We start from the raw sequence: 21769 nt of genomic DNA on the forward strand, positions 1-21769 counted from the left end.
CCGCGGGGCAGACCGTCAAACCTTCGCCCCCTGTCCTGACACTCTGCCGGTGGCCTCCGGGAGCGCGGCGAACGAGACTGAGGGCATGTCGGAACACGCGAACCTGCTCCGGCGCCACAAGGCGGTCATGCCGTCCTGGCTGGCGCTCAACTACGAGGACCCCATCGAGATCGTCGGCGGTAAGGGCAACCGCGTGACCGACGCCGAGGGACGCGGCTATCTGGACTTCTTCACCGGAATCCTGACGAACATGATCGGGTACGACGTGCCCGAAGTGCGGGAGGCGGTGGAGCGGCAGCTCGCCACCGGCGTCGTGCACACCTCCACCGCCTACCTGCTGCGCGGCCAGGTCGAGCTGGCCGAGAAGATCGCGCGGCTGTCGGGCATCCCGGACGCGAAGGTGTTCTTCACCAACTCCGGGACCGAGGCGAACGAGACGGCGCTGCTGCTGGCCGCCTACTCGCGGCGCAGCGACCAGGTACTGGCGATGCGGCAGAGCTACCACGGCCGCTCGTTCGGCGCGGTCGGCGTCACCGGCAACCGGGCCTGGACGAACATCTCCTACTCGCCGCTGAACGTCCACTTCCTGCACGGCGCCGACCGGCAGCTCCCGCAGTTCGCCGGGATGTCGGACGAGACGTACGTCGACGCCTGCGTCCAGGACCTGCGGCACGTGCTCGCGACCGCGACCGGCGGGGACGTGGCGGCGCTGATCGCCGAGCCGGTCCAGGGCGTCGGCGGCTTCACGATGGCCCCGGACGGGCTGTTCGCCGCCTACCAGGAGGTCCTGGACGAGTTCGGGATCCTGTTCATCTCCGACGAGGTCCAAACCGGTTGGGGGCGGACGGGCCAGGGCTTCTGGGGCATCCAGAACCACGGCGTGACGCCGGACATGCTGACCTTCGCCAAGGGCCTCGGCAACGGGTTCGCGGTCGGCGGCGTCGTCGCCCGCGGCGAGCTGATGGACGCCCTGCACGCGGTGGGGCTGTCCACGTTCGGCGGCAACCCGATCTCGATGGCCGCCGCGAACGCCACCCTCGACTACGTCCTCGACCACGACCTCCAGGTCAACGCCGCCCGGCAGGGGGCAACGATCATCAGCGGGCTGGAACGTGCCGCGGCCCGGCTCCCCGTGGTCAAGCAGGTGCGCGGCAAGGGCCTGATGTTCGCGGTCGAGATGGCCGACCCGGGCACCGGCGAGCCGAGCCCGCCGCTGGCCGCGGCGCTGATGGAGGCGGCCCGCGAGCGGGGGCTGCTGGTCGGCAAGGGCGGCCTGTACGGCAACGTGGTGCGCATGGCGCCCCCGCTGACCCTGACCGACGCCGAGGCGGCCGAGGGCCTCGGCATCCTGACCGCATCCCTCGAAGCCGTGAATGAGGCCGCAGCATCGTGACCGATCCGACTGTCAGCAAGCACGTCACCCACTGGATCGGCGGCAAGCCGTTCGACGGCGAGGCCGAGCGCCGGGGCGACATCTACGAGCCCGCCACCGGACGCCTCGCCGGAAAGGTCGACTTCGCCTCGGGGGCCGAGGTCGACGCCGCCGTGGCGGCGGCCAAGGCGGCGTTCCCCGCCTGGCGTGACGCGTCCCTCACGCAGCGGACGCGGGTGCTGTTCCGGTTCCGCGAACTGCTGACCGAGCACCGCGACGAGATCGCCCGGCTCATCTCGTCCGAACATGGCAAGGTCGTCTCGGACGCGGCTGGGGAGGTGGCCCGCGGCCTGGAGGTCGTGGAGTTCGCCTGCGGCATCCCGCACCTGCTCAAGGGCGGCTTCTCCGAGAATGTCTCCACCCGCGTGGACGCGTACTCGATCCTGCAGCCGCTCGGCGTCGTCGCCGGCATCACGCCGTTCAACTTCCCGGCGATGGTGCCGATGTGGATGTTCCCGGTGGCCATCGCGTGCGGCAACACGTTCGTGCTCAAGCCGTCCGAGAAGGACCCGTCGGCGTCGGTGCGGATCGCCGAGCTGTGGGCCGAGGCGGGCCTGCCGGACGGCGTGTTCAACGTCCTGCACGGTGACAAGACCGCCGTGGACGGGCTGCTCCATCACCCGGACGTGAAGGCCGTCAGCTTCGTCGGCTCCACCCCGATCGCCCGCTACATCTACGAGACGGCGGCGGGCAACGGCAAGCGGGTGCAGGCACTCGGCGGCGCGAAGAACCACATGGTGGTGCTGCCGGACGCCGACCTCGACCTGGCCGCCGACGCGGCCGTCTCGGCGGGCTTCGGATCGGCGGGGGAGCGCTGCATGGCGATCTCCGTCGCCGTCGCCGTGGATCCCGTCGGGGACGAGCTGCTGGCCAAGGTGCGCGAGCGCGTCGCCAAGCTGAAGGTCGGCCCCGGCGACGACCCCGCGTCCGACATGGGCCCGCTGGTCACCCGGCAGCACCGCGACAAGGTCGCCTCCTACCTCGACGGAGGCGTCGCACAGGGCGCCACGCTCGCGATCGACGGCCGCGGGACGCCGGTGATCGGCGGCGGCGAGGACGGGTTCTGGCTCGGCCCGTCCGTCCTCGACCACGTCACTCCCGAGATGGACGCCTACAAGGACGAGATCTTCGGCCCGGTGCTGTCGGTGGTGCGGGCCGGCTCCTACGACGAGGCCCTGGAGCTGATCTCCGCCAACCCGTACGGCAACGGCACCGCGATCTTTACCAACGACGGTGGGGCGGCGCGCCGCTTCCAGAACGAGGTGGAGGTCGGGATGGTCGGGATCAACGTTCCGATCCCGGTCCCGATGGCGTACTACTCCTTCGGCGGCTGGAAGGACTCCCTGTTCGGCGACAGCCACGCGCACGGCATGGAGGGCGTCCACTTCTACACCCGGACGAAGGCCGTCACGGCACGGTGGCTGGATCCGAGTCACGGTGGCGTGAACCTCGGCTTCCCCACCAACGGCTGACGTTCCGCTCCGCCGTCTCGCCCTCCCCGCCCGCGGCGCCGGGCTCCGGTCCGGTCCCGCGGGCGCGGAAGGCGGACAGGCCCAGTCCGACCGCCAGGCAGGCGAACGGCATCGGCGGCACGACGTAGCGATAGTCGAAGTCGGCGCTGGCGATGGGGAACACCAGCAGTGTCGTCGCCGTCCCCCACGCCAGCAGCACCTCCCGGCGCCGCCGGCGCGCCACGAGCACCCCGGCGCCGCCGAGCGCGAACAGGACGCCGAGCGCGGGGCCCGGCAGGTAGTACCGCTCCTGATAGCGGATCATGTGGCCGGCCTGCGGCTGGACGACCCGGCTCGGCTCGTCGGTGCGGCCGTAGCGCATCGCGTCCGACAGGGCCGTGCCCCTGCCGGTCCAGCTCCGCCCGCCGGGGAAGAGCTGCGGTGTGTCCGGGAAGTGGTAGAGGCCCTCCGTCGCGGCGGTCGGATGCGGATGGCGGCCGGTGGCGAAGGCCATGCCGATACCGTCCGCGATCGTCCGCAGATAGTCGCCCGGCTGGGCGAGGATCGCGTGGATCGAGAAGCTCCGCAGCGTGGCGTTGGCCTCCGGGGAGACGACGCTGGCGAACCGTTGCCGTGGCGGGATGTCGGCGCGCCAGATGAGATGCCCCGGCGGATCCTGCTCCGCCTTGGCCTCGGCGTCCAGGCACAGCCCCTGCTCGTCCGGCGGGGGGCGCATCTTGGCGCAGTCCGCGAAACCGGCCGTCCGCCCCCACAGATAGATCCCGTCGGACGTGGTCAGCCCATAGGTGCCGCGTTCGGCGTGGAACCACAACGCGTAGGCGACCAGCGGTACGGCCGCCAGCGCGCCGAACGCCAGCGCTGGACGCAGATCGGGCCGCGCTCGGGGGAGTAGCCGGGGCAGCAGCCTCGGCGGCTTGTCCCGCCGGAAGAGCAGCAGAAGAAGCAGGACGACCGGTATCAGCGGGGCGCCCGCGGATCGGACGAGGACCGCGTAGCCGAGCAGCAGGCCGGCGGGAAGGGCCATCCACCAGGCGGGTCCCGGACGGTCGCCCCACAGCAGCAGGGTCAGCGCGGCGGCGATGAGGAAGGTGAACAGCGCCTCCGACATCAGCAGGTGTTCGAGCTCGATCTGGTACGCGTCGTACAGGATCGGCAGGGTGACGATGGCCGCCGCCCACGCGGGCAGCCGCGCGCGGCACAGCACCGCGTACACCATCACCGCGATCCCCAACCCCATGAGGTGCTGCACGATCACGATCGCCGTCAGGCTGTGCAGGGGCTCCAACAGGCGGAGCAGCAGGGAGTAGCCGAGCGTCTTGCTGGCAGGCGGCTCAGGGTGCAGCGCGTAGCCCAGGTAGAAGTAGGAGTCGCCGGTGAACCACAGGCCGTGCGGGTAGGCGCGCACGGCGGTCCAGCGCAGCAGGGCCCCGCCGACCAGGGCCAGCAGGAACGGTCCGTGGCGGAGCGCGGGACGGAAAGCCCGGATCGCGGCGATGGCCGCGAGGAGCCTTGGTGGCACGTGCGTTCCGCCTCGTTGGTCCTCGGTCGTCCTGATCGACAGGACGGTCACGGTAGGCGCCTTCCGTGGCGCCCCGGTGAACGCGAGGTTGCGAGCCGTGAGCCTCGATGGGCCCAGTGTGAGAACGGGCAGCTCCCGCCGGGTACGACAATTTCCACCGAACGGAGCTTTCCGTCGTCAATTTTCGTCCATTCCCCTTCCATAAATAATAGCTACTACTATTGACTGACCCTGTGACGGGCGACACAATCTGACTAAGGCAATTTATTTCCACGAATTAATAAAGGTCAGGGTTCGCAGTCAGGACCGTGGCCGCGGGGTCCGCCACAGGGAGCCGCGCTATGACCGCCGACCACGCAGCAGAGGTCGACGCGCTCGGGAGGCGTTTTCCGGGCTGGACCATCTGGTTCGGCCTGTACACCGGTCACTGGTGGGCGCTGCCGCCGCGCGGCCCCGGCGCTCGCGACCTCCTGGAGGCCGACACTCCGCAGCTGCTCATCGCACGGATCGAGGTGGTGGAGTACGCGGTACCCAGACCCCCCATGATCGAGGACGGCCCATGGTCGTCCCGCGACCCCCGGCAGGACGCGCGTCGTCCCTCGAACCTCCTCCGTCTCGAGGGCGTCACACCGTCGCCGTTCCGCCGGGTTCCGGCGGTCGCGTGGCCAGGCAGCACTGCAAGGTGATCCGCTGTTCCCCAACCTCGCCACGTCCGCCGGTGCCGCCGCGGCCCCGGGAAGGGCAGTAGCCCGCACCACATCCCTCTCCAGTTACCTCCGTGTGTGGTGCGGACGCCAGCACCCGCTGCCCCCCGGGGCCGTGGCGTATCCCTATTAAGAAGCCGGCCGAAACACTTTCGGCGAAAATTGCATCGAATGGCTCGCGGCAGTCGTGATCTCTGTAATGCCGGGCTAATTCGCGGCTATCCGGTGGGAAAGTTTCGGTGCACCGGCGATAGGTTCGTCCGCCAGCCTCCAAGAAGACACAAATGGCGGTTCCGGACGGTCTCATCCGGCGTCTGCGCGGGTTCCGGGCCGTCCCGCCGCGCCGAAGACGCTACGCTGCGCCCGACGAGCTCGTCCGCGAGGGGGGACGGCACGGCGGACGGATTCGGGAGCGACATGCGGCTGACGGCCACGGCGCGGGCCAAGGCGATCACGGCGCTGGCGGTGACGGCGGTCCTCGGGGTGGCGGGCCTCCTGTCCTGCAGCTCCGACGACGAACCGGTCGGCACCGTCAAGGTGGCCAGCACCCTGGGCCCCGGCGAAGGCACGCTGAACCTCGTCACCCTGCCCGGCGCCGTCGAGAGCGGCAGCAGCGACCCCCGCGTCGACTGGGTGACCCCCTTCCAGAAGCGCACCGGCTGCAAGGTCGCCTGGAAGGTGGTCAAGACCCCCCGGCAGATGACCGACCTCATGCGCGACAAGGACCGCCGCTACGACGGCGTCGCCGCCCCGCCCGAGGTCGCCGGCCAGCTCATCGCCGACCACGAGGCCACCCCCGTCAACACCAACCTCGTGGACGGCTACAAGAAGCTGGAGCCGCGCCTTCGGGCCCTGCTCAAGCGTGGGGGCAAGTACTACGGCGTCCCCTACGTGTGGGGCTCCAACCTGCTCATGTACGACACGCGCGCCGTCCAGCCGCCGTCAAGCTGGGCCGCCCTGTTCGACCCCGCCCAGGCCCGCCGCTACTCCGGCCGCCTGGTCGTCCGCGACAGCCCGCTGTCCATCGCCGAGGCCGCCCTCTACCTCAAGGGCAGGAACCGCAAGCTCAAGATCACCGACCCGTACTCCCTGAACGCCCGCCAGCTCGCCGCCGCCGGCCGCGTTCTCGCCGAGCAGCGCCCGCACGTCAAGAGGTACTGGGAACTGCCCGCCGACGCCGTCAGTGCCTTCGCCGGCGGAGAGGCCGTCCTCGGCGAAGCCTGGCCCTACCAGGTGGACGTGCTCACCCGCGCGTCCAAGCCCGTCCAGGGCGTCGTCCCCTCGGAGGGCGTCACCGGCTGGATGGACGCCTGGATGATCGGCGCGCGAGTCCAGCACCCCAACTGCATGTACCAGTGGCTGCAATGGACCGCCTCCCCCGACGTCCAGCAGCAGGTGGCCGAGTGGACCGGAGTGGCCCCCGCCAACCCGCAGGCATGCGCCGGTGACCGTCTCAAGCCGGGCTTCTGCAACGCCTACCACGTAGGCGACCGCGCCTACCTGGAGAAGGTCATCTTCGCCCACACTCCCACCAAGGAGTGTGGCGCGAACGGCCGCAACGCAGGCAAGCACGACTGCACCGACTACGCCGAGTGGATGAGAGTCTGGATCGAGTCCACGAAGCAGTAGCCAGGCCCGAGCGGAGCGAGACAAGATCGCAGGGCGGGCCATCAGGCGAGGCAGGTAACCACACACTTCTGTCGGGAGCGGTGGTAAGCCCAGATGGCAGCGACCGGAAACGGGCGATCGCGTGCGAAGCCAGGTGCGAGTGGAGCGAGAACCTGATCGCGGAGCGAGCCCTCTGGGGCGAGTCGGGAGCGATGTAGCGATCGCCGTGTTGTCTGCCGAAGGAGGGCGCCCAGCGCCCGACGCCAAAGACAACACAATAAGTAGAGTAGGGCGCGCCCGACCGCCCCCAGCCGGGCGCGCCTCTTGGGGTGGTCCCGGGCTTCCCCCCGAAGGCCCGGGTCACCCTCTCCCTGGAGAGACCTCCATGACGGCGGGTTCGTGCTCCGTCGTCCACATCGGTGCCGGTGTCCTGGCGGCCGCTGCCGGCTCCCGTGGGCCCCGGGCGGTGCGGGGTGCCGGTGGGGCGGGTGCGCAGTCGTCGCACGCGAACACCCCGGACGCGTCTGGCAGGCGGCCGACGCGGATGCGTGGCCGGGGCCATTTCTTGCGGCAGACGACGCAGGCGTCACCCGTGCGCTGAGCGTCGGTCAGCGCGTCGGGATCTACCGTCGGCTCGTCCGTCTGGCCCATGTATCCATCCCCCTGGCGGGAGTCGACTGCACGTTCCTCCTTTATAGGCGGGGGAGGTTGTTGTCCCTGTTACCGCAGGTGAAAGGGGTGGCAAAGGCTCTCGTGTCGGCGCGCCCAGGGAGATCATCGAGGGCTATGCGCTCCGTGAAGGGGCCCTTTGCCGTTCCTTGGGCGATCACTGCGTACAAAGGAGACATGTCGGTCCGGGACGCATCGCCGCGCGTCCGGTCGTCCAAGCCGCGCTCCGCGCGGGCGCGAGAGACGCGCGTGGCGATGGGCGTGATCGGCTCACTCCTGGTGGCCGCCGTGACGGTGACGGCGGTCGTCCTTCGTGTGCTCGTGGGGCCGGGACACGACCTTGCGTTGGCCGGCTCCATGGCAGGCCTGTGCGTCGTGGCCCTCGGGCTCTTCGGGTGGGGCGTGTGGAGCGCAACGGGGCGGGTGGTGCGACCGGTCGCGCGGCTGGAGACGGAGATGCTGGAGATCACCATGTCCGACCTGGCGCGGCGCGTGGAGGTGCCGTCCGGCGGCGACGAGACCGCGCGGCTGGCGGGCCGTGTCAACGCCGTCCTGGCGCGGCTGGAGGGATCGGCGCTCCAGCGGCGGGCCTTCATCGCCGACGCCTCGCATGAGCTGCGCACCCCGCTCACCGGGCTCCGTACCCGGATCGAGCTGGCGCTCGCCGATCCGGAGGACGGTGAACTGCTCGACACGTTGCGCCACTCCCTGCGCGACGTCGAACGGCTGCACCGGATCGTGGAGGACCTCCTCGCGCTCGCCCGCCTCGACTCGGGGGAGGAGCCGAACCGTGAACCGCTGGATCTCGGGAGCCTGGTGGACGACGAACTCGCCCGGCGTACCCCGCCCGTCCCGTTGGCCGCCAAGGTCGAGGCCGGTATCCGGGTCGAGGCCGACCGGGAGCAGCTCTGCAGCGTCCTGCTCAACCTGCTCGGCAACGCCGAGCGGCACGCCGCCGCGATGATCGAGGTGGAGGTGCGCGCGGAGGGGACGGAGGCGGTGGTCGAGGTCCGCGACGACGGACGCGGCATTCCGCCCGCCGACCGCGACCGCGTCTTCGAGCGCTTCGCCCGCCTGGATTCCGCGCGCGACCGTGGCGCCGGCGGCAGTGGGCTCGGACTGGCCATCGCGCGGCAGGTCGCGGTCACCCACGGCGGGCGGCTGTATGTCGCCGACGGCATGAACGGCGCCCGTTTCGTCCTCCGCCTGCCGTTGCTGCGGTGAGGGTCGGGGGGCTCGCCTCCGACGCTGAGCCCTGATGGGCGCGCCGATGGCCGACAATGGGCGGGTGATGTCTCCCTCTGATACCGCCCGCGAGATCGTCGTGCTCGGATCCACCGGCACGATCGGAACCCAGGCGCTCGATGTGGTCCGGCGCAACCCCGGCCGGTTCCGGGTGACCGGCCTCGCGGCCGGCGGCGGCCGGGTCGGGCTGCTGGCCGAGCAGGCGCTGCAGTTCCGGCCCGAGATCGTCGCGGTGGCGAAGGCGTCCGCGGCGCAGGAGCTCCAGCTCGCCTTCTACGCCGAGGCCAAGCGGCGCGGCTACGCGGCCGGCGACTACGCCATCCCCAAGATCGTCGCCGGTCCGGACGCGGTGGCCGAGGTCGCCGGGTGGCAGTGCGACGTCGTGCTGAACGGGGTGACGGGCGCGCTCGGCCTGGCCTCCACGCTGGCCGCACTGGACGCCGGACGGACGCTCGCGCTGGCCAACAAGGAGTCGCTGATCATGGGCGGCCCGCTGGTCAAGGAGCGGGCGCGTCCCGGGCAGATCGTCCCGGTCGACTCCGAGCACTCGGCGCTCGCGCAGTGCCTGCGCGGCGGGCGGGCGGAGGAGGTGCGACGGCTCGTGCTGACCGCGAGCGGTGGCCCGTTCCGCGGCCGGAGCCGCGCGGAACTGGCCGACGTCACGGTCGAGCAGGCGCTGGACCATCCGACCTGGGACATGGGACCCGTCATCACGATCAACTCCGCGACCCTCGTCAACAAGGGGCTGGAGGTCATCGAGGCGCACCTGCTGTTCGACGTCCCGATGGACCGGATCGGGGTCATGGTGCATCCCCAGTCGGTCATCCACTCGATGGTCGAGTTCACCGACGGGTCCACGCTGGCGCAGGCGAGCCCGCCCGACATGCGGTTGCCGATCGCGCTCGGCCTCGACTGGCCCGACCGCGTTCCGGACGCCGCCCCCGCGGTCGACTGGACGGCGTCCCACACGTGGGAGCTGTTCCCGCTGGACGACGAGGCGTTCCCGGCGGTGGCGCTGGCACGCCGCGCAGGTGAGCTCGGCGGCACCGTACCCGCCGTCTACAACGCGGCGAACGAGGAGTGCGTCGAGGCGTTCCGCGCTGGGCGGCTCCCCTTTCTCGGGATCGTCGACACCATCGCGAGCGTCGTCGACGAGCACTGCGACGGGCACCGTATAGAAGGGCACGGTTCGGGCATGTCTGCGGAACTGACCCTGGACGACGTCCTCGCCGCCGACGGGTGGGCACGCGCCAGGGCCAGGGAACTGACCGGACTGGACTGACCCCGGGAGCCGCCCGGGGGACCCCTGGGGGCTCGGATGGCCTTTCTCCTCGGCGCCGTCGCCTTCGTCGTCGCGCTGCTGGTGTCGGTGATGCTGCACGAGGGCGGGCACCTGCTGACCGCCAAGCGGTTCGGGATGAAGGCCACGCAGTACTTCGTCGGGTTCGGCCCCACACTGTGGTCGTGGCGGCGGGGCGAGACCGAGTACGGCGTCAAGGCGATCCCCCTGGGCGGTTTTGTGAAGATCGTCGGGTACACGCCGCTGGAGGAGATCGACCCTGCCGACCGGGACCGCGCGTTCTACCGGCAGCCCGCCGGGCGGCGTGCGGTCGTGATCGGCGCCGGGGTCGTCGTGAACCTCGTGTTCGCGTTCCTGCTGCTCATGGTGATGGCGATGACGGTCGGCATCCGGGACCCCGGTTCGGTCACGACGACGGTGGACGAGGTCACGGCGTGCGTGCCCGAGCGCGTCCAGGACGACTGCACCGGAAGCGGGACGCCTTCCCCCGCGGCCGCCGCTGGGCTCCGCGCCGGTGACCGGGTCCTTTCCTTCAATGGCGTCCGCGTCGCCGACTGGGCGGAGTTGCGGGAGGCCATCGGCGACACGAAGCCGGGGCGGACGGTCCCGGTGGTGGTGCGGCGGCCCGGCACGTCCCTGCCGCTGACGTTGCGGATGCGGCTCGCGGACGTGGACGGGCGGGCGTTCGTCGGCATGTCCGCGCGGACCGTCGGGCAGGGCTACGACCGGACGGGCCCCGTGGACGCCGCGGTGTTCGCGGGACGCGCCACCGGCACCACCATCGCCGGGATCGGGAAGGTCCTGGTGGACCTTCCGTCCGCGATCCCCAAGCTGTTCACCTCGGAACGCGAGAGCACGCCCGGCGGCCAGGTCGGCAGCGTTGTCGGCGCGACGGAGGTGTCCGGGCAGATCTTCTCCTCCGAGAGCACAGGGCGCGACAAGCTCGCCCTGTATCTGTCGTTGGTCATCTCGGTGAACATCTTCCTAGGGGCGCTCAACGTCTTGCCGCTGCTGCCCCTGGATGGCGGCCATCTGGCCGTGATCGTCTACGAGCGCGCACGCGCTCGCGTCGCGCGCGCTCGGGGCCGTCCAGATCCAGGGACGGTTGATATGACGAAACTCATGCCCATCACCTACCTGGCCGTTCTGCTACTGGTGGGGCTGGGGGTGCTGCTGATTCTCGCCGACCTCGTGAATCCGCTCCGGCCACCGCAATGATTCAAAGATGTTTACGTAGCGTGTTCATGTGGTCACACTATTGCGTACCGGTCACCGTCACCGCATTCGCGCGGGACGCCTAGGCTGGTACGGGCCGACGCCTCCGGGGTGAGCAGAGGCGAGTCAGAGGAGTGGGATGAGCGTTTCTTTGGGTATTCCGACGATCCGTGGCGAGGGCGACGGGGAGGGGGAACCGAGTCCGGTCGCGCCCCGGCGCCGGTCTCGGCAGATCATGGTGGGGGACGTACCGGTGGGCGGGGACGCCCCGGTGTCGGTGCAGTCGATGACCACGACCCTCACCGCCGACGTGAATTCCACGCTGCAGCAGATCGCGGAGCTGACCGCGTCCGGCTGCCAGATCGTCCGGGTCGCGGTGCCGTCGCAGGACGACGCGGACGCGCTGCCCGCGATCGCCCGCAAGTCGCCGATCCCGGTCATCGCTGACATCCACTTCCAGCCCAAGTACGTGTTCGCCGCGATCGACGCCGGCTGCGCGGCCGTCCGCGTCAACCCGGGCAACATCAAGAAGTTCGACGACAAGGTCGGCGAGATCGCACGCGCCGCGACCGACGCGGGCACCCCGATCCGGATCGGGGTGAACGCCGGGTCGCTCGACAAGCGGCTGCTGGAGAAGCACGGCAAGGCCACTCCGGAGGCGCTGGTGGAGTCGGCGCTGTGGGAGTGCTCGCTGTTCGAGGAGCACGGCTTCCGCGACATCAAGATCTCGGTCAAGCACAACGACCCGGTCGTGATGATCGCGGCGTACCGGCAGCTCGCCGCCGCGTGCGACTATCCGCTGCACCTCGGCGTCACCGAGGCCGGGCCCGCCTTCCAGGGCACCGTCAAGTCGGCGGTGGCGTTCGGGGCGCTGCTGGCGGAGGGCATCGGCGACACGATCCGGGTGTCGCTGTCGGCGCCGCCGGTCGAGGAGGTCAAGGTCGGCGCGGCGATCCTGGAGTCGCTGGGGCTGCGCAAGCGCGGTCTGGAGATCGTGTCCTGTCCGTCCTGCGGGCGGGCGCAGGTGGACGTCTACACCCTCGCCGAGCAGGTCACCGCCGGGCTGAAGGGCTTCCCGGTGCCGCTGCGCGTCGCGGTGATGGGCTGCGTGGTGAACGGGCCGGGTGAGGCGCGCGAGGCCGACCTCGGCGTCGCCTCCGGCAATGGCAAGGGGCAGATCTTCGTCAAGGGCGAGGTCGTCAAGACCGTCCCCGAGTCGCAGATCGTCGAGACCCTGATCGAGGAGGCCATGCGCATCGCCGAGGAGATGGGCATTGAGATCGGCGAGGACGGCTCGGCCACCGGCCCCGGCGCGGACGTCATCGTGAGCTGACGCGGCGGGCGAGGCCGTGAGCTGACGGCCGCGGAACACGGCAGGAGGGCCCCGGGTGCGCACCCGGGGCCCTTTTCGTGATGCGCGTGCCCCGGGCCGGGACGTCCGGGACTGTCACGAGGTTCCGTGGATCTTGTCACGATTCGGCATCCACTCGTGGGGGGCTCTGTCGGCGCGCTTGACCGGAGCGCCACAATCTTCACCGATTTGCCCGTATGTCTGACTCAATCTGAGTCGGCACGTTAGGGGGATATGTGAAGAGGATCGTTGTCGTGGCCGCAGTGGCCGGGCTCGGTCTCACCGGACTGGGCGCCACAAGCGCACAGGCCCAGGGCCCGTCCGCCGGATCGGCGGGAGCGTTCGACCCCGCCGCGCTGAAGTGGCACACCTGCCCCGCGGACTTCGTCAAGACAGTGCATGATCTTTACGACGTGCTGTACCCGGTCTCCAAGATCGTGCAGTGCGCGGAGCTCCAGGTCCCGTTGGACTACGCCAAGCCCAAGGGCAAGAAGATCACGCTGCAGCTCACCCGCACGCCCCACACGGGCACGGGCGCTGCCAAGGGGGACATCGTCGTCAACCCGGGCGGTCCCGGTGGAGGCGGCGCGCTGTTCGGTCCGCGCGTGTTCGCGCAGAACTCCGCTCCGATGCGCGAGGCGTTCAACGTCATCGGCTTCGACCCGCGCGGCGTCGGCATGAGCGTTCCCGCGGTCAGTTGCGACCCGAACTACACCAACGCTCCGCGACCCGACTACGGCACCGGCGACCGCAAGTCCGTCGCCACGTGGCTGAAGAAGGCGAAGGGCTACGCGGACGCCTGCAAGAAGGCCGACAAGGTCGGGCTGCTGAACCACATCAAGACGGTCGACTCGGTCAACGACGTCGAGTCGATCCGCAAGGCCCTCGGCAACAAGAAGCTCGACTGGTACGGCGCCTCCTACGGCACCTACCTCGGTTCCACGTACGCGACCCTGTACCCGAAGAACGTCGGCCGCATGGTGCTGGACGGCAACGTCGGCCCGTCCGATGTCTGGTACGACGCCAACCTGAACCAGGACGTCGCGTTCGACGAGAACATCGAGTACTACTTCGGCTGGATCGCCAAGTACGACTCCGTCTACCACCTGGGCACGAAGCAGTCGCACGTCCGTAAGTTCTTCTACGGACTGCGCGCCAAGCTCAAGAGCGAGCCGGTCTACTACAAGGACCCCGACAGCGGCCAGACCATCGCCGTCGGCCCGGACGAGCTGACCGACACCATCCAGAACGCCGCGTACCGTCGCAGCCAGGCCGTCTGGCACGGCTACGCCGCCGGCCTCTCGGCGTACAAGGCCGGCAACACCGCGGCGTTCGCGCAGACCTTCGGTGCCCAGACCACCGGCGGTGCCGACGACAACAGTTACGCCGTCTACGACGCCGTGCAGTGCACCGACGTCCAGTGGCCGCTCAGCTGGAAGAAGTGGCAGCGCGACAACGAGAAGATCAACAAGAAGCACCCGTTCCTGACCTGGGGCAACGCCTGGTACAACGCGCCCTGCCTGTACTGGCCCGCCAAGGCCGGCAAGCCGGTGGACGTCGGGCGCACCAAGGGCCTGCCGAAGAACATCCTGCTGTTCCAGTCCACCGCCGACGCGGCCACGCCGTACGCCGGCGCGCTGGAGATGCAGCGCAGGCTCAAGGGCTCGCACCTGGTCGTCCAGGACGGCGACCGCACGCACTGCATCGTGCACCGCGGTTCGGCGGCTGTGGACGCCTACTTCGACGCCTATTTCCTCAAGGGCGAGCTTCCGGGCAAGTCGACCGTCCACGTCCCGCAGCTCGGCGACCCGACCCCGCCGTCGGGTGCCTCGGCCAAGACCCTGTCCGGCACCGGGATCCTGAAGAACGACGTCATCCGCTGACGCCGTCCTCCCGCTGACGGGCGTCCGCCGAGGCGGGATCCTCCGCCGACGCGGCGTCACGGCTGAACGCGGAGGGCCCTGGGGAGCGATCCCCGGGGTCCTTCCGCGTCGTCCCAACGCGCCATCCGACGGTGCCGCTCGGTGCCGTGCCGGCGTGGTCGAACGATGCTTCACATCACGAAGTTCCCGCGGATCCAGTCACGATTTCGCATCCACTCGGGACGGCCCCTCCCGGCATCCGCGGCCGGACCGCAACAATCTCCACGCAATCCACGCATCGGCTATGCACCGGCGTGCTTTCCCCGGCTCCCACCGGCCCGCGGAGCCGCCGGTCCTAGGGGGTTAGGTGAAGAGGATCGTAATCGTCACGGCCGCGGTGGCCGTGGCAACCGGCGGCACCGCCGCCGCCATCTCCGCGAGCGCGTCCGCGAGCCCCTCGGGCAACGCGAGCACCGTCGCCGCCAACGCGATCGCCTGGGGCAAATGCGAGGTCAGCGGCCCGGACGACCCCATGAACACGGCCGAGTGCGCCCAGGTCCCGGTGCCGCTCGACTACCGGAAGCCGAACGGCCGCAAGATCTCCATCGCGGTGTCGCGCTTCAAGCACACCGACACCAAGAACTACCAGGGCGTCCTGTTCGTGAACCCCGGCGGCCCGGGCGCCAGCGGCCTGCCGTACGCACCGGCCCTCGCCCGGTGGCTCGGCGGAGTCGGACACGCCAAGACCGCCGCGAAGTACGACATCATCGGCTTCGATCCCCGCGGTGTCGGTTCCAGCAAGCCGGCGCTGTCCTGCGACCCCCACTACTCCGACCCGATCCGTCCGGACTATGTCCCCGGGTCGGCCAAGGAGGAGAAGGTCTGGATCGCCAAGTCGAAGAAGTACGCCCAGGACTGCGCCAAGCAGTACGGCTGGCTGCTGCCGCACATGCGCACCACCGACGCCGCACGCGACGTGGACACGATCCGTGCCCTGCTGGGTCAGAAGAAGATCAGTTGGTACGGCTTCTCTTACGGCACGTACTACGGCGCCACCTACGCCACCCTCTTCCCCAAGCGCGTGCATCGCATGGTCCTGGACGGCAACGTCAACCCGAAGACCGTCTGGTACGACTCGCAGCTCGAACAGGACAAGGCGTTCGAGCGCAACATGAAGTCCTGGTGGGCCTGGACGGCCAAGTACGACGCGCTCTACCACCTCGGCACGACCGAGAAGGCCGTCGAGGCGAACTACTACAAGGCGCGTACGGCGGCCAAGAAGGCCCCGATCGGCGGCAAGATCGGTCCGGACGAGCTCGACGACATCGTGCTGAGCGCCGGCTACAACACCGGCTACTACATCCCGTTCGCGCGCGCCCTGTCGCAGTGGATCGACGGCAAGGACCCCTCCGGCCTGCTCGACTGGCTCAATGCGGGCGGTGAGGACAACGGCTTCGCCGTCTACAACGCCGTCCAGGCAGCGGACGCCAAGTGGCCGCGCACCTGGAGCAAGTGGCACAACGACGCCGTGAAGCTCTACAAGCAGGGCTACCGGTTCAACACCTGGAGCAACGTCTGGTTCAACGCCCCCATCGCGTTCTGGCCGTTCCAGGGCGGTCCGGCGCTGAAGCTGAGCGGCAAGGGCGCCCCCGGCATGCTGCTCGTGCAGTCCACGCAGGACGCGGCGACACCGGTCGCGGGCGGTCTTGAGATGCACAAGACGTTCCCGGCTTCGCGCCTCGTCTTCGAGGTCGGCGGCAAGACCCACGCCAACACCCTCAACGGCAACGCCTGCCTGGACGACAAGGTCGCGGCCTACCTCGACAGCGGCTGGCTGCCGAAGAGCCACCGCGGCCCCGACGTCCTCTGCAAGGCCGTCCCGGAGCTGAACGACCCGGACCCGACTGCGGCGGCGGCGAAGGCGGCTGGCGCCAAGACGGGTAAGGACCTTCCGGTCGGACGCCCGTAGCGGTGCACGGAGACGTTCCAGGCACTGAGGTCCACGCGGACTGAGGTCTACATGCGCTGAGTCCGCGTCTTCCGAAGTCCGCGTGTACCGAAGTCCGCGTCTACTGGCGTTGCGGCGTGCTTCGCCGTCCTCCTGCTTCCACGGAGGACGGCGAAGCACGCCGCCATTCGTTCGGAGAGAACCCGGCTCGCGGTGGAATCGCCCAATCCGCGGTTCGGCGGCTCCCGGGCAGGCCGCCGGTAGAAAGCGGGAGTGCTGAACGTCCCTGGAAAGAGGGCCGCCGCCGCGACGGCCGCCGCAGCAGTCACGATCGGGCTCGCCACCGCCGCCGCCCTCGGCGCGCCCGCCACCGCCGCGACACCCGCGAAGGCAAGCCCCGACCCCGCGCCGCGTCCCGCCGGGCTCGCGTGGGTGTCCTGCCCCGCCAAGGACCCGGTGGAGAAGGGACACCTCAAGGGCCTGCAGTGCGCCTCCCTCCGGGTGCCGCTCGACTACCGTCGCCCGCGGGGCCGGCAGATCACCCTTGCGCTCACCCGCGCCCCCCACACCACCTCCCGCTCCAAGGGGGCGGTTCTGCTGAACCGCGGCGGACCCGGCGCGCACGGACGCGACCTGCCGGGCGTCTTCACCGCCGGGCTGCCGAAGAAGGTCGCGGCGGCCTATGACTGGATCGGCTACGATCCGCGGGGTGTCGGCGCGAGCAAGCCCGCGCTGGTCTGTGACAAGGGGTACCAGTACCCGGGTCGCCCGCGCGCCGACTCCGTCCCCGCGAACGGAGCCGAGGAACGCGCCTGGACGGGCCGTGCCAAGTCCTACGCAGACGACTGCGCGAAGAAGTACCGCGCGATCCTGCCGTACATGGGCACGGCAGACTGGGCCCGCGACATGGACGCGATCCGGCAGGCGCTCCGCCAACACAAGATCAACTTTTTTGGCTACTCGTACGGCAGCTACCTGGGCGCGGTCTACGCGACGATGTTCCCCGGCCGCGTCCGGCGCATGGTCCTGGACAGCGTCGTCCGCCCGAGCGGCGTCTGGTACGACGACAACCTCGACCAGAATGTGGCGTTCGAGAAGCGGATCAGGGCCTACTTCGCCTGGATCGCCCGCCACGAGGACGTCTACAAGCTCGGCCGGACGGGCGAGGAGGTCGCCGCCTCCTACGCGAGGGTCCGCGCGGCGGTCAAGGCCGCACCCATCGGTGGAAGAGTCGGCGCGTCCGAGTTGGACGACCTGTTCCTCGCCGACGGCTACGGCGACTACAGCTGGGCCAGCCACGCTTCCGCGCTGTCGGCCTACGCCGTCCGGCACGAGACGGCCCCCCTCGGCAAGGCGTGGCAGCCGCCCGGCTGGCTGGACCAGAACAACTACGCCGTCTACAACGCCGTCCAGTGTCGTGATGCCGCCTGGCCGCGCGACTGGAGCCGCTGGCACGCCGACAGTGAGCGGCTCTACCGCGAGGGCTACCGTTTCGAGACCTGGAGCAACACCTGGTACAACGCGCCCTGCGCCTTCTGGGGCGTCCCGGGAGGGCCACAGCCCACCGTGCGGGGCGCGTCCACCCTGCCGCCGCTGTTGCTGGTCCAGGCCACCGAAGACGCCGCCACGCCCTATCCTGGCGCGTTGGAGACGCATCGCAGGTTTCCCACCTCCCGGCTGGTGGTGCAGGCCGGCGGTGGCAACCACGGGGTGTCGTTGAGCGGAGACAAGTGCGTGGACGCGGCCATGGTCGCCTATCTGGCCAGCGGAAAGGTCCCCGCGGACAAGCCCGGCCCGGACGTCGAATGCCCCGCCGGGCCGGCCCCCGAGCCCACGCCGGCCAAGAGCACCGGACGGGACGGGGGCCCGGCCGCACCACGGTGAGGGAGCCGGTTGCGGTGCCCGTCCCAGAGACGTCATAGGCTTGTCGGCGTGGTGCTGACAGTGCAGATGGCCGCGCGGGGGCCGGTCCCGTCCCGGAGCCGGTAACCGTGCGCATGCTGGGTTCGCTGCCGGTGCGGGTCTTGGACGACCGTCACCGGGCGGAGGCGCTCGCCATCCTGGACGCCGACCCGGTGGCGAACGTGTTCGTCAGCTCCCGCGTGCATGCCGCCGGGCTCGATCCGCGCCGCCTCGGTGCCCAGATGTGGGGTTACCTGCGCGACGGCAGGCTCCGCTCGCTCTGCTACTCCGGCGCCAACCTGATCCCGGTCGCCGCGGGCCCCGAGGCGGTCCGTGCGTTCGCTGAGCGGGCCCAGGCGCAGGGGCGGCGCTGCTCGTCCATCGTCGGCCCGGTCAGGGCCGTAGGGGAGCTGTGGGAGATCTTGGCGCCCTACTGGGGGCCGCCCCGTGCCGTCCGCGCCGTTCAGCCCGTGATGGCCACCTCGGCTGTTCCGGACGCGCCGCCCGACCTCGCGGTCCGGCGTGTCCGGATGGAGGAGTTCGACATCGTCTACCCCGCCTGCGTCGCCATGTTCACCGAAGAGGTCGGCGTCTCGCCCAACACCGGCGACGGGGGAGTGCTCTACCGCGCTCGGGTCGCCGAGTTGATCCGCGACGGCCGCGCGTTCGCCCGGATCGAGGACGGCCGGGTCGTGTTCAAGGCGGAGATCGGTGCCGTGACCCCGCGGGCCTGCCAAGTTCAGGGCGTCTGGGTCCCACCCGATCTGCGCGGGCAGGGCCGGTCGGTCGCGGGGATGTCCGCGGTCGTTCAGGAGGCGTTGCGCGGTATCGCCCCGACCGTGTCCTTGTACGTCAACGACTACAACACGCGGGCCCGTGCCACGTACCGTCGCGTCGGATTCACCGAGATCGGATCGTTCATGTCGGTGTTGTTCTAGGTCCGTTCCAAGATTGTCGCAGAGTGCCAGGTCCGCGTAGAAACCTGACGAAAGGATCCTGGACGGGTACCATCCGGCCGTGGAGTTCGCCGGTGCACTGCGGCAGGCCATCCAGGCGAGCGGGCTGACCCTGGAACGGATCCGGCACCGGCTCGGCCAGCGTGGCCTGACAGTCAGCGTTGCCACTTTGAGCTATTGGCAGCGCGGTCGTAGTCGACCGCGCTCGCGTGCCGTCGTGACGACGCTGGAAGAGATCCTCCAGGTACCCGCCGGAACGCTGACGGAACTGCTCGACGATCCCACGCCCACCGCGCCGCCCGTCCGTGGCGGTCCCGGCCGGGGTGGGAACAGCGTCGGGCCGTCCGGTCACGGCGACCGGGGCCGGGCCGCCGGCGACCTGTGGCCCGACCCGGACCGGTACGCGGGTCTCGTCGCCCAGCTCGACCGGTCGGGTGACCACCGGCTGGAGCGACTCGGCATCCACGACGTGTACCGGCTGGACGACGTCCGCCGCACATGGTCGCTGTCGGTGCGGACGGTGCTGCGCGCGGCCGGCGATGACATCGACCGTGTCGTCTGCGTCCACCAGACCGGCCCGGCCAAGATCGACTCCCCGCCGGACGGTACGGACCGGGTCGGCGCCCCGCCGCCCGGCACGGGACACGGTGGGCCGTCCGACGGGCACGCCGGCGGGCTCGGGCCCGGCTCCGGCGGCGGACCTGGCGGGGAGGTGGAGCTGACCGGCGTGCGGTACTGCCGGCCCGGGCGGATCCGCGCCGAGGACGGGCTGATGGCGTTCGAGCTCGTCTTCGACCGGGTGCTGGCGGCGGGCGACACCGCGGTGGTCGAGTACGAGCTGGGCCCGGCGGGCGGCGTCCCGGTGGGCGTCGGAACGGGCGGCGCGGGCGCGTGGGTGGCCGACGGCTATGAGCGGCGCTTCTCCCATCCCGTCCACGACTACGTCGCGATCATCCAGTTCGAGGGCGGCCGCCTCCCGGCCCGCTGCTACGGCTTCACCGCCGAGACCTCGGACGCGCCCCGGCGTCGCCTCGGCGAGCTGTGGATCGGCACGTCGGGCAGCGCGAACCTGGCGGTCGGCAACGTCCGGCGCGGCATCGTCGGCATCGAGTGGGAGTGGCACTGACCGTGGCGCGGGCTGTGGCGCCGACGGGTGGCACGGACGGCGGCACCGCCCGCAACATGTTCACAGTGAAATCCAGTCAGGATCGAAGCGTTGACGCTCTCTCATGTTCTGTCTGAGTATCTGAGCGTTCGCGCTTCGTGAATCTGGTCGTTGTCCGCGACCAGTGAATTTTTTCGTCACGCTCCGTGGCCGGGTTCGTCCCGGTCGAGGTCAGCGGCCAGACCACCGATGACCCGTCCGGAGCGCCGAACCTCCTGCTCATCACATGCCCCAATAGTGCCGCGCCCCGGCGGGACCCCACGCCGGGACGTGGATCCGAGCCCCGACCGCCGCCCGTGTGGCCGCCGGGGCTATGCGGTTGTGACAAATTGCTGTTGGATTTGAGACCTTGTTGGCCTTACAGTGAGCGCTGAAGTTGCAAGTGCAGTTGTCAGGGCCGTTACGGGGGCCGGCCGGAGCGGATCCGGAGGCCGAGCAGTGCAGAGCGTAACGGAGGACGACCTACTACAGGTTCTGCAGTACGGTCCCTTCAATGTGGCCCTTCATGCGGCCATCCAGGCGCGGGGTCTCAGCCTTGAATCGCTGAGACGGCGCCTGGAGGACCAGGGAATCGCGGTCAGCCTTTCCACACTGAGTTACTGGCAGCGCGGCCGGACACGGCCCGAGCGCGCCGACTCGCTACGCGCAGTACGAGGTCTGGAGGTGATCCTCGAACTTCCGCGCCACTCCCTGCTCACCCTGCTGAAACCGACCGCCGAGCGGTCGGCCGGGCCATGGCTGCCCTTGGAGGAGCTGTGTCCCGAGCCGGGTGTGAAAGACCTGCTGGACGAGATCGGCGATCGCGGCGAGCGGCAGCTCACCGGGCTCAGCCTGCACGACCAGCACGTCATCGGACGCCGCAGGGAACTCCTGGAGGTGCGCACCCGCGCGGTCTTCCAGGCCCAGCAACGCGGCGTCGACCGCTGGATCACCGTCTACCATCATCCACAGGGCATCCTGCCCTCATCACGCACCGCCCGCGGCTGCCGGTTCGGCCGCGTCCGGATGGACGAGGCCAGCGGCCTGATCGCCGCCGAGCTCCTGTTCGACCGGGCCCTCGGGCGCGGTGAGACCTACCTGCTGGAGTACGGGTTCGGATTCGACGAGACCGGACCTGTCGTCACCGAGGAAGGACGCGGGTTCCGCACGCCGCAGCACGAGTTCCTCATCGAGGTGCGCTTTCACCCGGCGATGCTCCCCGCCCGCTGCTACCGGACCTGGCGCCCCGACGGCCACACCGCGCTGAAGGATTCCGCCGATCTGCGGATGTCCAGCTACCACAGCGTTCACTTCATCGAGTTCGGCATGGCCGCCGGTTTCCACGGCATCCGCTGGGAATGGGACTAGCCAGTCTTTCCGCTTCCACGGCCTCGGCCCCTCGCCCACCGGCGGGGGGCCGAGGTCGTGTCGGGGGCGGACAT

General features: G+C 70.2%; 15 protein-coding genes. 14 read left to right on the forward strand and 1 reads right to left on the reverse strand.

Annotated features, from left to right (window positions below; all coding sequences use genetic code 11):
• Positions 1-85: 85 nt before the first annotated feature.
• Positions 86-1393, forward strand: coding sequence for an aspartate aminotransferase family protein (locus AMA02S_RS23785; protein ID WP_067461600.1), 1308 nt, complete (start codon positions 86-88; stop codon positions 1391-1393).
• Positions 1390-2904 carry a CoA-acylating methylmalonate-semialdehyde dehydrogenase gene (locus AMA02S_RS23790; protein ID WP_067461601.1) on the forward strand — a complete coding sequence of 505 codons (1515 nt, stop codon included), beginning with the start codon at positions 1390-1392 and terminating at the stop codon, positions 2902-2904. Before AMA02S_RS23785 ends, AMA02S_RS23790 begins: the two co-directional genes overlap by 4 nt.
• Here the strand turns inward: AMA02S_RS23790 and AMA02S_RS23795 are convergent.
• Positions 2840-4474, reverse strand: a complete 1635-nt coding sequence (locus AMA02S_RS23795; RefSeq protein WP_067461602.1) for a phospholipid carrier-dependent glycosyltransferase — start codon at positions 4472-4474, stop codon at positions 2840-2842. The genes AMA02S_RS23790 and AMA02S_RS23795 overlap by 65 nt on opposite strands.
• Before the next feature lie 290 nt (positions 4475-4764).
• On the opposite strand from AMA02S_RS23795, the gene AMA02S_RS23800 reads away from it, so the two are divergent.
• The 12 genes from AMA02S_RS23800 to AMA02S_RS23855 all read left to right on the forward strand — a co-directional run bounded on the left by AMA02S_RS23800 (position 4765) and on the right by AMA02S_RS23855 (position 21695).
• Entirely contained in the window at positions 4765-5109 is a 345-nt protein-coding gene (locus AMA02S_RS23800) for a hypothetical protein (RefSeq protein WP_067461603.1), read from the forward strand.
• Positions 5110-5544: 435 nt separating this feature from the next.
• Entirely contained in the window at positions 5545-6756 is a 1212-nt protein-coding gene (locus AMA02S_RS23805; protein ID WP_067461604.1) for an extracellular solute-binding protein, read from the forward strand.
• 825 nt (positions 6757-7581) lie between these two features.
• Positions 7582-8628: a sensor histidine kinase gene (locus AMA02S_RS23810; protein WP_067461605.1), complete on the forward strand. Its 1047-nt coding sequence runs from the start codon at positions 7582-7584 to the stop codon at positions 8626-8628.
• A 67-nt stretch (positions 8629-8695) separates the two neighbouring features.
• Complete coding sequence (dxr, locus tag AMA02S_RS23815) at positions 8696-9931, forward strand: 1-deoxy-D-xylulose-5-phosphate reductoisomerase (protein ID WP_067461644.1); 1236 nt, start codon at positions 8696-8698, stop codon at positions 9929-9931.
• 36 nt (positions 9932-9967) lie between these two features.
• Positions 9968-11167 (forward strand): M50 family metallopeptidase, encoded by a 1200-nt coding sequence (locus AMA02S_RS23820; RefSeq protein WP_067461606.1) that lies wholly within the window; start codon positions 9968-9970, stop codon positions 11165-11167.
• 136 nt (positions 11168-11303) lie between these two features.
• Entirely contained in the window at positions 11304-12497 is a 1194-nt protein-coding gene (gene ispG, locus AMA02S_RS23825) for a flavodoxin-dependent (E)-4-hydroxy-3-methylbut-2-enyl-diphosphate synthase (protein ID WP_067461607.1), read from the forward strand.
• Between the two features lie 272 nt (positions 12498-12769).
• On the forward strand, positions 12770-14398 hold the full coding sequence (locus tag AMA02S_RS23830; protein WP_169806878.1) for an alpha/beta hydrolase: 1629 nt from the start codon (positions 12770-12772) through the stop codon (positions 14396-14398).
• Between the two features lie 346 nt (positions 14399-14744).
• Positions 14745-16346 (forward strand): alpha/beta hydrolase, encoded by a 1602-nt coding sequence (locus AMA02S_RS23835; RefSeq protein ID WP_245667774.1) that lies wholly within the window; start codon positions 14745-14747, stop codon positions 16344-16346.
• Positions 16347-16598: 252 nt separating this feature from the next.
• Complete coding sequence (locus AMA02S_RS23840) at positions 16599-18209, forward strand: alpha/beta hydrolase (RefSeq protein WP_245667775.1); 1611 nt, start codon at positions 16599-16601, stop codon at positions 18207-18209.
• A 113-nt stretch (positions 18210-18322) separates the two neighbouring features.
• Positions 18323-19165: a GNAT family N-acetyltransferase gene (locus AMA02S_RS23845; protein WP_067461609.1), complete on the forward strand. Its 843-nt coding sequence runs from the start codon at positions 18323-18325 to the stop codon at positions 19163-19165.
• Between the two features lie 79 nt (positions 19166-19244).
• Complete coding sequence (locus AMA02S_RS23850; protein ID WP_067461610.1) at positions 19245-20309, forward strand: helix-turn-helix domain-containing protein; 1065 nt, start codon at positions 19245-19247, stop codon at positions 20307-20309.
• 534 nt (positions 20310-20843) lie between these two features.
• Complete coding sequence (locus AMA02S_RS23855) at positions 20844-21695, forward strand: hypothetical protein (RefSeq protein ID WP_169806879.1); 852 nt, start codon at positions 20844-20846, stop codon at positions 21693-21695.
• Positions 21696-21769 lie beyond the last annotated feature (74 nt).

Source organism: Actinomadura macra NBRC 14102, from assembly GCF_001552215.1.
GTDB classification, from domain to species: domain Bacteria; phylum Actinomycetota; class Actinomycetes; order Streptosporangiales; family Streptosporangiaceae; genus Spirillospora; species Spirillospora macra.

Excerpts from the sequence above, each read along its gene's own strand:
- AMA02S_RS23785 (WP_067461600.1), top strand. The coding sequence starts at position 86 with ATGTCGGAACACGCGAACCTGCTCCGGCGCCACAAGGCGGTCATGCCG.
- AMA02S_RS23800 (WP_067461603.1), top strand. The coding sequence starts at position 4,765 with ATGACCGCCGACCACGCAGCAGAGGTCGACGCGCTCGGGAGGCGTTTT.
- AMA02S_RS23805 (WP_067461604.1), top strand. The coding sequence starts at position 5,545 with ATGCGGCTGACGGCCACGGCGCGGGCCAAGGCGATCACGGCGCTGGCG.
- AMA02S_RS23810 (WP_067461605.1), top strand. The coding sequence starts at position 7,582 with ATGTCGGTCCGGGACGCATCGCCGCGCGTCCGGTCGTCCAAGCCGCGC.
- dxr (WP_067461644.1), top strand. The coding sequence starts at position 8,696 with ATGTCTCCCTCTGATACCGCCCGCGAGATCGTCGTGCTCGGATCCACC.
- AMA02S_RS23820 (WP_067461606.1), top strand. The coding sequence starts at position 9,968 with ATGGCCTTTCTCCTCGGCGCCGTCGCCTTCGTCGTCGCGCTGCTGGTG.
- ispG (WP_067461607.1), top strand. The coding sequence starts at position 11,304 with ATGAGCGTTTCTTTGGGTATTCCGACGATCCGTGGCGAGGGCGACGGG.
- AMA02S_RS23845 (WP_067461609.1), top strand. The coding sequence starts at position 18,323 with ATGCTGGGTTCGCTGCCGGTGCGGGTCTTGGACGACCGTCACCGGGCG.